Below are 11,213 nucleotides of genomic sequence, written 5' to 3' on the forward strand. Positions count from 1 at the left end.
GTATTCCTAATTAAGATTTTGTAGAAGATTGTATTTTTTCAATGACATAGTCGAGCGCAGCAGCATAGCCTTTTGCACCCAGACCACAGATCACGCCGATGGCTTTATCGGACAAGTACGAATGATGTCGAAATGCCTCGCGTGCATGGACGTTTGACAAATGGACTTCAATAAAAGGAATGGCGACACCAAGCAGGGCATCGCGAACCGCAACAGAACTATGTGTCAATGCTGCCGGATTGATAATGATATATTGTACGCCGTCGAGTTGGGCTTGATGAATTCGGTCAACGATTGCGCCTTCCCAGTTGCTTTGGAAGGTATCGAGTTGTAATGTGGCCTGTTGAGCCTGAGCAGTCAGTTGCTGATTAATATCGCCAAGCGTAAGATGACCATAAACTTCTGGTTCGCGCTTTCCAAGCAAATTTAAATTCGGTCCATGAATAACCAAAATGGTCGAACTCATCCAGCATGCTCCAATTAAAAAGTATCGAGGTTTGTTTGCAAGATAGCTGCAAACTCTGCTTATTATTGCATGATTTTCTACATGACTATTTATAATTTCTTTGAATTGACGTAGAAAGCATATCCTAAACAGTGGCGCTATAATGAAAACTTTGCAGAGATTTGGCAATGTTAAAAAATTACAATTCGCAGGGTATTCAGATTGTTTTCATTGTAAACCCAATTGGCAAAAACAGTTAATATCCTTTATGTAACTGTATCTTCATGTTAAGGATCAGCTCTGCTGTTTGATCATATTTTAATCTTGCAAAAATTCATGTCTGGCCAAAACGATTAGGACATTCAATCGAGAGATCCTTGACTTGCGTGAGAGGATGACTAGCCTAACTTTGCCTTTAACCGTGCTTCCCTTAATGTCAAAATCTCATCTTGAAAAGATGGAGAAATACTTAAAAAGGCAAGATAAGACAATATGTTAATAAGCTTATTTTAATATTTTAGTCTGTGTTTTTATATGCATTTTATTACAAAATACCAGATAAAAATGAGTTACTTCAATTTAGAGATCAGTTTTATGTTCTGTTTCTAAATTTATAAAGCTGACTAAGAAACAGACATCGAATTTAAAGAGATTTATAGCGAAGGGTTTGGAAAAATTTAGATTGTCGCTATCTTGATGAAATGACGAATATGTTCATTTCAAAGCATTCTAAATCGCTAGGCACAGGCGCATCTGATATCTAGATAGTGGCAAAAACACATATCTTTGTTGGTATTTTGCACGCCACTTTCTTTGCAAAAAAATCTCAGAAACAGCTTGTAGTCATGCATATGGAGCAGAGGTATGGGGCAAAAACATTAACTTCTTGAGCGAATATTTATATACTAAGGCGATCAGACTTGAGCCAGAAGTATTATGACACCTGCATGTAAACTCTTAAAAACTCAAAAAATTGAATATAGTATTCATGAATATGAACATGATGCCAATGCGAAAAGCTTTGGTTTAGAGGCTGCAGAAAAATTAGGATTACAAGTCGAAGAAGTCTTTAAAACGCTATTGGTAACGGATGAAAAACAGTATTTCGTTGCCGTGTTACCAGTCAATCATCAGCTTAATCTAAAAAAAGTAGCGGCAGCTTGTGGTTGCAAGAAACTGCAAATGGCAGATCCGAAACATGCCGAACGTTTAACCGGTTATCTGGTCGGTGGAATCAGTCCAATCGGACAAAAGAAGCGTTTAAAAACAGTCATTGATGTATCGGCAGAAAAGCTCAATAAAATATATGTGAGTGGCGGTAAAAGAGGCTTGGATATCGGACTGAAACCGGCTGATCTTGCCAAAGTGCTGAATGCACAGTTTGTCGATGTGCTGGATGTATAAGGTCAAATTCCCCTGAAGATTTATATGAATAGCGTTTGAAGTGATCTTTTTTTGGTCGGAAAAATCAGCAAATCATTTTATACCTTTGTATATTAGGTCACGAATAAGCACAGCGGAAATGTGCGCAATAAAGAATTAAAAATAATAAAAATGATTATGCGGAGCATAAAGGATGAAAGTTCAAAATAAAAAATGGCCACGATTCTGTCTGACCTTATCTGCAATGGCGATGCTGTCTGCGTTTCCGAGTGTACAGGCCGCTTCTGCGCCTTCAGCTGCACCTGCCAATTCACAGCAGGTTTTCTTTGTCGGAAACAACTGGGATGGCACAGTGACTGTGATTCGTCCATCGGGTGATTTTGGCAAAATTGGCGTCATTAACATGATTCCTGACCGTAAAGAGCGTCTCAAAGAAATTCATCTCAATCCAATCAAGCTGATTGCCTATACCTATATTCAGGCCACAGCGGGTGAAGGTAATGATCAGTTGGTAGATGATATGTACTCGACGCCAGATGGTCAGTCCATCGTGGCATCGCGTCCAAGTTTCGCCGATGTGGTCTCTATTAATATCAAAACAGGCAAGATGAACTGGCGTACACCGGTTGAAGGTTTTCGTGCCGATCACATGGCGGTTTCGCCAGATGGTCAACGCGTGGCGGTGTCAGCATCTTCAGGCAATGTGGTACATGTCCTGGATATTCACACTGGCAAAGAGTTAGGGCGTTTTGCTACGGGTGATAAACCACATGAAAATATCTACTTCGATGATGGTAACAAGATCCTGAACTCCGCGATTGGCAATGTTGAAACGTCAATGGATGCACAGTGGCAGGATTTCACCAAAGGAAAACGCTACATTAGCATCGCGGATGCCAATACCCATCAAGTGCTGAGAAAAATTGATTTCAGACCTGCACTCGATGCATTTGGTCGCAAGGATTTATCCAATTCAGTTCGCCCAATGGTATTTAGCAAGGATGAAACGAAACTTTATGCCCAGGTTTCATTTTTTAATGGTCTGATTGAGTACGATCTGAATCAGAACAAGATTAGCCGGATCGGACAGTTCCCTGGCAGTGATAGTATCCCGAAAGACCGGACAAAATGGGTCAATGATTCGCGTCATCATGGTTTGTCAATCAGTGCTGATGGTGAAAAGCTCTGTGTTGCAGGAACCATGGATGATTATGCCACGATTGTAAATCGTAAGATGCTGACTGCCGGCAAACTGATTCCTGCCGGCAAACCCTATTGGGCAACGCGTAGTCCAGATGGTAAAAGCTGTGTAATTTCCGAAAGTGAAACCGATGTGGTGACCGTGATTGATTTTGCCACAGGGGATAAAGTGCTCAGTGTACCAGTTGGGAATCATCCACAACGTGTCCGGATCGGCTATGCACCAATAGACTGGTCAACGCCGTAGTCGAGCAACGATATAGGCAGCGTTTTGATAAGAGCTGTCTTTATTGGGTTGAGGAGATCAAGATGAAAGATAAGACCGTTCTTTTATATCTCATCATCGGATTACTCTTGTTCGGCATTTTGGTGGCTATTGCTTACCAGATACGACAAGACATCTATCGGACTGATTTTGCCAATCAAGCCCAAGCCCATCGTGATCAGGTTGCCCGACTTGAAAAATCACCCAACTATATTTCTCTGAGTTTTAAGAGCAATAGCCAAAATACACAGGCTGAACCAAATAATGTAGCTACAAAGCAAAGCCTATTGTTAAAGCAACAACAACAGTTATATCTAGACTTTGCTCAAATCATCAGTGCTTTAGGTCAGGGGCAACAACCAGATCCTAGACAGGTCAGTTTGCTGGTTAGTCTACAGCAGACGCTGGTAGAAGCTAAACTGGTGACTCGAGACGAGGCGAAAGCACAAATTGAGTTTCTGCTGAAAGTTCTGCCAGAAATGGATCATGAATTGCATCGGGCTTTGCGAACCTTAGAACAAATCCGAAGTTGAGGAATTCAAGCCACGAATATCTTTTATTATTTTAGATGTGAAAATTGCTTTCATAAAAAAGCCCAAATGAGAATTCAGGCGTTTAGATATAAGTAGTGAAGACAGCGTACTTTTATAAACAATTCGCAGGCTTGGGTACGCCGGCCAAACGGCTTAAATGCCGCGCGACCAGACCCGTATTAAACTTTTCCTGAAGCATGGCATTGTTAATGTCAGCACTAACCGTTTTCATTAGGAATTTAATTAAGGGACGTGTGGCCGGTGAATGGCCAAACTGCTGATAGAACTGACGCACTGCTTGCAGAATTTCAAAATGCCACGGGGTTAAGTTTAGTTCCAGGTTATTGGCCAGGACTTGCGCGACGTCTTCATTCCAAATGGTGTAATCGATCAGATGACCATCTTGATCCAGTTCTAAATTCATATTTAACTCATTGATTATTTCATTGAAATACAGCGATTAAACCCGAGGCAAAGATCTGCAAAATCGGCAAAATCGAGAAGCTTGACCTGAACCGACAAAGGCTGTGTCAAAAGCTCTGCATCATTTTCCAGCATGTAAATTTGCGGCAAATTTTGTAGAAATGAATGCTCCAGCTGTAATACGGCTTCACCCATCAGTACGATCTGATCAACTGGGGTATAAATTTGAGCGAGTTGTTCCAGAGTCTGCGCCGTTGCCGCATAGTTCGATTGGATCAGATAAAGTGTGTGATTTGACATTTTATATATCCTTTATTCCTTACCAATACAGCACATGATCAAAGCCTTGAATAAACGCTGGGCTTAGCTCAATAAATTCAATCTCTTGTTCGCTCTGAGCCACAAAGGGCGAGTTCTGGTTTTTCTGTTCAATCAGAATTGGAGTGAGGTCATAAAACTCAAAACTGTCGACCATATTTGATGCCAGTTTAAAGGCATGTTGTAACTGATCAAATTGCAGTTCTGAGCGTAGAAGACTAAGGCCTGCACCTTGTAGCAGAACTTTCACTTCCGCACCAAATGTCGCCAAAACCATGGTCGCAGACAGGCTTTCATGCACTTGCAGGCTGGTCAGATTGGCTTGGGTTAATATAACAAGTACAGATTTCACACAAGATTCCTTGGAAAAGCAACACATTCTAAAAAATGGAACATCTAGAATTGAATCAGACGTTGTGAGGATTGAACAGCATCGGCAAGTTCACCTAAACCGACCAATTCAAAGGCATCCGCCAGATTATGCTGCTGAATATTGTGACGTTGAGCATTGTCCTGATCTGTAATCCCTCGCGCCAGTGCTGCACTTACACAGACCGGTAGGCGAATATTGAGTGCTTGCCAGGCATGTGTAAGATGACGTTGATCGTCGGGCACCCATTGCAGTGCATTTGCGACCGACACGCCGTCCTGATAAAAGAATACGCGGAATTCTTGGTTTTTGTTGTGTAATGCCTGCGCCAAACCAAGGGCATGCCAGGCATAAATAGAAGTTGGTGCGGAGGTAACAAGAATTAAGGTGCTCATCGAAATTCACTACAGGCTTGATCAATAGCAACAGCTTGATCTGGGCTTCATCAGAAAGTAGGTAGTATACAATGATTTTAGTGACGGGTGGATTAGGCTTTTTAGGCTCACATATTGCTTTAAGTCTGTTAGCACAAGGATTAGAGGTCATTGTGGTCGATAATTTGGCCAATGCCAATTTGCAGACGCTGGAGCGACTTGAATATATTTCCGGGATGTATGTGCCTTTTATCAAAATTGATATTCGCAATACGCCTGCATTAAACAAAGTATTTGAACAGCATTCGATTCAGGCTGTAGTACATGCTGCCAGTTTTAAGTCGCTAGAAGAATCAGTATTAAAACCCCTTGAATATTATAATGATAATGTCAGCTGTATTATGAGCTTAATGCGCGCCATGCAACGTACCGGCGTACGGCATCTGGTGCATTTATCCAGTCTGGCAGTCTATGGACAATCCGGTACGGATCTCAATGAAGATCTACCTTTTAACTATACTTATCCCAATCCCTATATTAAATCGCAACAGATGGTTGAGGAAATTATTCGGGATACTGTCAAAACAGATAACGAGTGGCGCATTGCCATCTTAAGACTATCTAATATTAGCGGCGCCTTCGAGCATGGTGTCCTAGGCGAGGCGGTGCCACCTTTACCGAAAAATATTGTGCCTTTGGCAATGCAGGTCGCTGCGCAGCAGCGCGAATATCTGGAATTACGCCGTCAGGCTTATACTGCGGATGGAACAGTAGAGCGGAGTTTTCTGCATGTGGCAGACAGTTGTGATGCGGTGATTAAATCCTTGCAGTGGCTATGGCAACAACAGGAATTAAAATGTGAAGCCTTCAATATTGCTGGAACGCTCATTTCGATACAGGATTTGTTGGATCAACTGGCAGAAGTGACCCAGTCTGTAATTAGAACAGTCGATGCCTTGCCTTATCCTCATGCAGAGCTTGACCAGCTAGGCGCGAATATTGAAAAGGCACAGCAGATTTTGCATTGGCAACCGCAGCGTTCACTGAAAAAGATGCTTGAGGATGAATGGCTATTTTATCAAAATATACTGAGAGGACAGTAAATGAGATAAGTAAAAAATATTTGATAATAATTATCATTTACATATTTAATATAATCGATTACTTTTAATTAATCTAGCAAAGTATCGTGATAGATGCTTTTAAAATCAGCGATATGTAAAAAATTGAGGTTGAACATGCAAACACGTATTGAACATGACACCATGGGCGAAGTGGCCGTACCGAGTGAGGCTTTATGGGGCGCTCAGACCCAGCGTAGCTTGCAAAACTTCAAGATCGGCAATGAACGCTTGCCACGGGCAATGATTGGTGCAATGGGACTGGTAAAAAAAGCTGCAGCCTTGACCAATGCTAAACTGGATCAGATTCCTCAAGAGCTGTCGGGCTATATTGTGGATGCAGCAGATGAGGTAATTAGCGGGCAGTGGGATAGCCAGTTTCCACTGGTGGTCTGGCAAACCGGTTCAGGCACGCAAAGTAATATGAACTGTAATGAGGTGATAGCTAATATTGCCAATCAAAAATTGGGCAATCATTTAGGTGCGCAAAAACCGGTTCATCCAAATGATCATGTCAACCGTGCCCAATCGACCAATGACTCTTTCCCGACTGCGATTCATGTCGCAGCGAGTTTGCAGATTAATCAACTTCTTATTCCAGCGCTTACCCGTCTACGCGATACCTTGCATGCAAAATCTTTAGCCTTTGCCGATATTGTCAAAATTGGCCGGACGCATTTACAGGATGCGACACCTTTAACCCTAGGTCAGGAATTTAGTGGTTATGTATCCCAACTTGATCATGGCTTGATTCGCTTACAGCAAGCTTTACTGGGTTTGTATGAGTTGCCATTGGGCGGGACGGCTGTTGGTACAGGTCTAAATGCCCATCCTGATTATGCAGTTCAGGCAGCAGAGACACTGGAGAAGCTGACAGGTCTACCATTTGTCACTGCTCCGAATAAATTTGAAGCTTTGGCCGGCCGTGATGCTGCGGTATTTGCTTCAGGCGCATTAAAAACCCTTGCAGTCAGCCTAAATAAAATTGCCAACGATATTCGTTGGTTAGCCAGTGGGCCTCGTTGTGGATTTGGTGAACTGCGTATTCCTGAAAATGAGCCAGGTTCAAGCATTATGCCGGGTAAGGTCAATCCGACGCAAAGTGAAGCCATGACCATGGTGGTGGCGCAAGTGCTTGGAAATGACACCACGATTAATGTGGCAGGTGCATCGGGTAACTTTGAGCTGAATGTGTTTATGCCTGTGATTGCCTATAACTTACTGCAATCCATCCAGCTTTTGGGCGATGCCTGTAATAGTTTCAATGATCACTGCGCCGTAGGTATTGAGCCGAACCGTGACAAGATTGATCATTTCTTGCATGACTCATTAATGCTGGTCACTGCATTAAACCCGGTGATTGGTTACGAGAATGCAGCCAAGGTTGCCAAAACTGCCTATAAAGAAGCTAAAACCTTAAAGCAGGTGGCTGTTGAACTTGGTTTAGTCACGGCTGAACAGTTTGATGAGGTGGTACGTCCTGAACAGATGGTCTCACCAAATGTAAAATAAAGCGTTTAAGGCTTTTATTTTCAATCTTTCAGCCTGTTTTATCATGGAATCGTCAGCAGTGGTTTTTATCTCAGGCAGAGTTGCGTACAATAGATCTCGATGAGATTAACCACTGATGATTGTTTTATGCTTGATATTTATTTAACAGATGTTCAAAGAAAGGTGCAATTCAAGGATTATCCAGGTGAGCATCCTGTTAAATTTATTCTGAATTTTAAAAAGATTTTTCCAAGTGTCATGGAACTTCTTTTGCCGGTGCTTCCAGATGATGAAAATCTGGAAGAAATGTCTTGGGAGTCGACCAGCGGTGACTTTGAGACTTTCCAAATGTTGTTAACCGGTTGGGGCATTATTGAACTGCGTTTAAAGGCGATTAGCCAGTTTAAAGATAAAGCATTTGCGGATCGTTTGGTTAAACAAGCCCAGCAAAAGCGTAAGGACTATCAAAAGCAGCAGTCAAAACTAAGTACAGTTGAACTGGACTATCTGTTTATGCACGAAATGCATGCACTGATCGATGCAGAACTGGTTGAACTAGGTGAGAAATTCTATTTACCGACACTACGTGAGCTGTGGAAAAGTAAAGTATCAGCTCAAGTTTTGAATGCAAAATTTTAATTTAAGTTTATAGTTTTCATTGCTAAAAATTAGTCCTCCATTCTTGGGGGATTAATTTTATCTGTAGCCTAAGCTTTCCTTCATGATCGGAGATGCTTGGAAATAGCCTAAGCTATATTATTAGATTCTCTTTAACAGGGATCTTCAAAAAATAAACCTTATAAAAATAATGATTCCTAGAATTTCGCCCGAGAACAGAGCAAGATAGCCCACTATTTATCCTAAAGTATTTTCATTGGGCAGTAATTTTAACCTTTGTTTAAAAAATAGGTGAAAAGAATCAGTTTTAGCTAAAAAATATATAAAAATATCAAGCAAATAGCCTAGTAATTCTGTCTATTATTTTTTAAGGTATATAAGCTTTATTTTTAGATAAGCTAAAAGTTTAATTGATTAGCTATGCTTCACAAAAATAGCTAAAGGTTCCAATTTTCCCGAAGATATATCCCAGGATTTTTAAAAATGTCGAATCAGTTTTTAGATTTAATTACTAAACGCCGTACTATTTATGCCATTGGCAAGAATATTGAACAATCTCCTGAACGTTTAACTGATTTAATTCAAACTGCAATTAAACAAAGTCCATCTGCTTTTAATTCCCAGTCTTCACGCGCCGTCATTTTATTCAACACAGAACATGAAAAGTTTTGGGGCATCGTTGCAGATAAATTAAAAAGTTATGCAAAAGACGAAGCAAGTGCAGCAAAAACCACTGCTAAAATGGCCAGCTTCGCTGCTGGTGTAGGTACGGTACTGTTTTTTGAAGATCAAACAGTGGTACAAGCGTTGCAGGAGCAATTCCCGTCTTATGCGGATAACTTCCCTGTCTGGGCAGAGCATTCTACTGCGATTGCGCAATTTGCCACATGGACAGCATTACATACTGAAGGCCTAGGTGCATCTTTACAGCATTATAATCCGATCGTAGATGAGCAGGTGCATGCTGAGTGGAACATTCCAGCCAACTGGAAGCTTCGCGCACAGCTGGTCTTTGGTTCAATCGAAGGCGAAACACATGCCAAAGATTATCTTGCGGACGAAGAGCGTTTTAAAATTTTCAAATAAGCCTGAAATTCATATCTGCGCTTAAACAATTTTAAGCGCAGATATTTTATAACATCTCGACAAAATCCTCATCAGCATTGCTAAAATTCAGTTAAAATAGCGTGCTAATGCAAATAAATGAGTAATATCGAATGTCGAAAAACACGCAAAATCTATCACCTTTACAAGAACTGATCGCAGAGCAAAAGTTACTTTGTGAAGAAGTAGGCTCAGCTTATGTTGAAGTCACGGGTGATGATGTTGTTGCTGTGGCCGTACATACCTTAAAGCAGGATCCGATAGTTGGTATTCGTAAAAAGCCTGAGACAGCGGAAAATATCAGCTGGTATATTTATGGCGGAGAACCTTCAAGTGAAGATGCTTTTGAAACGATGACCGTACGTGAATTACAGGACATCGCACCAGAAGTATTACCATATCTGGCTCTGGAAACAGGTTTTCGTTTCATGATTGATGCCGATGATTATGAAGATGTCTGGAAAGAAGAAATCTAAATGCTAAAAAAATCATCTTTCATTTGTGCAGGATTGTTATTCTTACTGAATAGCATGGTCTTTGCAGAACCACTTTCACAAAGTGCGTATGACCAGTTTATTTCAGAACAGACTAAAATCGTCAATGAAACCAAGCACATTTTAGATGAAGATGATCCAAAGGCCGATGCTAAAACCCAACGTCAGGCTTTTTGTAATCGACTGAAAGCCTATCAGGGCATTCAAAAAGTTTCTGAAGAAAATAACAGTCTGGATATGGCGCCCATGATGGCTATGGTCGCCAAAAGTTTTCTTGATCGACAGGATCAGAGCCTGAGTAAATCAGGAATGACCACCACTGTATTCTGTAAAAATAGGGACATTGAATAGGGTGAGTGGTACTTCTTTTAAGCGCAGCTTTTCATCACGCATTAATGAAAATAAAGAGAATATTATTATTTTAATCTTGGCTGGATTTTGACCAAAAAATATCATATTAAATAAGATGCATCTATCTGTAGGGTTTTTTGTAAAGTTAAACTAAAGTATAAGCATGATTGTTACTCATTATCCCGGGGATATATCCGGGAAATAAGAAAATTGATAACTATAATTTAACAATTAAACTTTAATATTTTTCTAAGCTTTGTCGAGAGATCTTTTAATACTGCATAATATTGTTGCTTGATCATGTCACACATAAGCATTATAGAAATGACTTCATAACGAATAGCGTGAATTTTGTCTTCATACATAAATGAATGGTACTCCAAGCAGGGTAGTGAAGTTATATCTTATATTTATGCTACAAAACTAATCCTGTTGTATTTATAAAATAGCCTAAGTATTTTATATATTTTAGCGGCAAATATCCCTGTTAATTTATTACATGCTCTAAAACGAAAAAAGGAATGTATGTACAAATTTCTGTTATACAAAATAATGGGCTAACTTTGAAAAAGTAGTGGGATGGTAATCTATTTGTTCTAGGGCGTGTCCTCATTTGAAAAATTGGTTTTAAATACTTAAAATCCTCCTTTAAGCTCTTTTGATTTCTATATTTTTTCAATGGCACGTACTCTTCTCACCGATGATATCTGGCAGCAAATTCAA

The 11,213-nt window shown here is 40.5% G+C and carries 14 protein-coding genes; 9 read left to right on the plus strand and 5 right to left on the minus strand.

Annotation, left to right across the window (positions count from 1 at the left end):
- Window positions 1–10: 10 nt before the first annotated feature.
- Complete coding sequence (gene aroQ, locus FTU90_RS10235; protein WP_005096831.1) at window positions 11–466, minus strand: type II 3-dehydroquinate dehydratase; 456 nt, start codon at window positions 464–466, stop codon at window positions 11–13.
- Between the two features lie 915 nt (window positions 467–1,381).
- Between aroQ and ybaK the strand changes: the two genes are divergently transcribed.
- The 3 genes from ybaK (at window position 1,382) to FTU90_RS10250 (ending at window position 3,826) form a co-directional block, all read left to right on the plus strand.
- Complete coding sequence (gene ybaK, locus FTU90_RS10240) at window positions 1,382–1,849, plus strand: Cys-tRNA(Pro) deacylase (RefSeq protein ID WP_074382819.1); 468 nt, start codon at window positions 1,382–1,384, stop codon at window positions 1,847–1,849.
- Between the two features lie 172 nt (window positions 1,850–2,021).
- Window positions 2,022–3,275 (plus strand): YncE family protein, encoded by a 1,254-nt coding sequence (locus FTU90_RS10245; protein WP_159138135.1) that lies wholly within the window; start codon window positions 2,022–2,024, stop codon window positions 3,273–3,275.
- A gap of 62 nt (window positions 3,276–3,337) precedes the next feature.
- Entirely contained in the window at window positions 3,338–3,826 is a 489-nt protein-coding gene (locus FTU90_RS10250) for a hypothetical protein (protein WP_159138134.1), read from the plus strand.
- 112 nt (window positions 3,827–3,938) lie between these two features.
- On the opposite strand, the gene FTU90_RS10255 is transcribed toward FTU90_RS10250, so the two are convergent.
- The 4 genes from FTU90_RS10255 to tusD are packed head-to-tail and all read right to left on the minus strand — an operon-like array spanning window position 3,939 to window position 5,332.
- Window positions 3,939–4,250: a TusE/DsrC/DsvC family sulfur relay protein gene (locus FTU90_RS10255; RefSeq protein ID WP_074382817.1), complete on the minus strand. Its 312-nt coding sequence runs from the start codon at window positions 4,248–4,250 to the stop codon at window positions 3,939–3,941.
- Between the two features lie 14 nt (window positions 4,251–4,264).
- Window positions 4,265–4,549: a hypothetical protein gene (locus FTU90_RS10260; RefSeq protein WP_100328661.1), complete on the minus strand. Its 285-nt coding sequence runs from the start codon at window positions 4,547–4,549 to the stop codon at window positions 4,265–4,267.
- Window positions 4,550–4,568: 19 nt separating this feature from the next.
- Window positions 4,569–4,919, minus strand: coding sequence for a hypothetical protein (locus FTU90_RS10265; protein ID WP_005096837.1), 351 nt, complete (start codon window positions 4,917–4,919; stop codon window positions 4,569–4,571).
- A 44-nt stretch (window positions 4,920–4,963) separates the two neighbouring features.
- Window positions 4,964–5,332 carry a sulfurtransferase complex subunit TusD gene (gene tusD / locus FTU90_RS10270; RefSeq protein ID WP_005096839.1) on the minus strand — a complete coding sequence of 123 codons (369 nt, stop codon included), beginning with the start codon at window positions 5,330–5,332 and terminating at the stop codon, window positions 4,964–4,966.
- A 71-nt stretch (window positions 5,333–5,403) separates the two neighbouring features.
- On the opposite strand from tusD, the gene FTU90_RS10275 reads away from it, so the two are divergent.
- The 6 genes from FTU90_RS10275 (at window position 5,404) to FTU90_RS10300 (ending at window position 10,490) form a co-directional block, all read left to right on the plus strand.
- Window positions 5,404–6,414 (plus strand): NAD-dependent epimerase/dehydratase family protein, encoded by a 1,011-nt coding sequence (locus FTU90_RS10275; RefSeq protein ID WP_159138133.1) that lies wholly within the window; start codon window positions 5,404–5,406, stop codon window positions 6,412–6,414.
- A gap of 135 nt (window positions 6,415–6,549) precedes the next feature.
- Window positions 6,550–7,944 carry a class II fumarate hydratase gene (fumC, locus tag FTU90_RS10280; RefSeq protein WP_005171036.1) on the plus strand — a complete coding sequence of 465 codons (1,395 nt, stop codon included), beginning with the start codon at window positions 6,550–6,552 and terminating at the stop codon, window positions 7,942–7,944.
- Between the two features lie 126 nt (window positions 7,945–8,070).
- Window positions 8,071–8,562, plus strand: coding sequence for a hypothetical protein (locus FTU90_RS10285; RefSeq protein WP_100355114.1), 492 nt, complete (start codon window positions 8,071–8,073; stop codon window positions 8,560–8,562).
- Between the two features lie 462 nt (window positions 8,563–9,024).
- Window positions 9,025–9,627: a nitroreductase family protein gene (locus FTU90_RS10290; protein ID WP_180039992.1), complete on the plus strand. Its 603-nt coding sequence runs from the start codon at window positions 9,025–9,027 to the stop codon at window positions 9,625–9,627.
- 131 nt (window positions 9,628–9,758) lie between these two features.
- Window positions 9,759–10,121: a hypothetical protein gene (locus FTU90_RS10295; RefSeq protein WP_005171032.1), complete on the plus strand. Its 363-nt coding sequence runs from the start codon at window positions 9,759–9,761 to the stop codon at window positions 10,119–10,121.
- Complete coding sequence (locus FTU90_RS10300; RefSeq protein ID WP_180000772.1) at window positions 10,122–10,490, plus strand: hypothetical protein; 369 nt, start codon at window positions 10,122–10,124, stop codon at window positions 10,488–10,490.
- Window positions 10,491–11,213: the final 723 nt, after the last annotated feature.

Source organism: Acinetobacter sp. YH12200 (genome assembly GCF_013418175.1).
GTDB lineage: Bacteria > Pseudomonadota > Gammaproteobacteria > Pseudomonadales > Moraxellaceae > Acinetobacter > Acinetobacter pseudolwoffii.

Coding starts and splice junctions, on each gene's coding strand:
- FTU90_RS10290 (WP_180039992.1), top strand. CDS start 9,025: ATGTCGAATCAGTTTTTAGATTTAATTACTAAACGCCGTACTATTTAT.
- fumC (WP_005171036.1), top strand. CDS start 6,550: ATGCAAACACGTATTGAACATGACACCATGGGCGAAGTGGCCGTACCG.
- FTU90_RS10245 (WP_159138135.1), top strand. CDS start 2,022: ATGAAAGTTCAAAATAAAAAATGGCCACGATTCTGTCTGACCTTATCT.
- ybaK (WP_074382819.1), top strand. CDS start 1,382: ATGACACCTGCATGTAAACTCTTAAAAACTCAAAAAATTGAATATAGT.
- aroQ (WP_005096831.1), bottom strand. CDS start 466: ATGAGTTCGACCATTTTGGTTATTCATGGACCGAATTTAAATTTGCTT.
- FTU90_RS10295 (WP_005171032.1), top strand. CDS start 9,759: ATGTCGAAAAACACGCAAAATCTATCACCTTTACAAGAACTGATCGCA.
- FTU90_RS10300 (WP_180000772.1), top strand. CDS start 10,122: ATGCTAAAAAAATCATCTTTCATTTGTGCAGGATTGTTATTCTTACTG.
- FTU90_RS10250 (WP_159138134.1), top strand. CDS start 3,338: ATGAAAGATAAGACCGTTCTTTTATATCTCATCATCGGATTACTCTTG.
- FTU90_RS10260 (WP_100328661.1), bottom strand. CDS start 4,549: ATGTCAAATCACACACTTTATCTGATCCAATCGAACTATGCGGCAACG.
- FTU90_RS10285 (WP_100355114.1), top strand. CDS start 8,071: ATGCTTGATATTTATTTAACAGATGTTCAAAGAAAGGTGCAATTCAAG.
- tusD (WP_005096839.1), bottom strand. CDS start 5,332: ATGAGCACCTTAATTCTTGTTACCTCCGCACCAACTTCTATTTATGCC.
- FTU90_RS10255 (WP_074382817.1), bottom strand. CDS start 4,250: ATGAATTTAGAACTGGATCAAGATGGTCATCTGATCGATTACACCATT.
- FTU90_RS10275 (WP_159138133.1), top strand. CDS start 5,404: ATGATTTTAGTGACGGGTGGATTAGGCTTTTTAGGCTCACATATTGCT.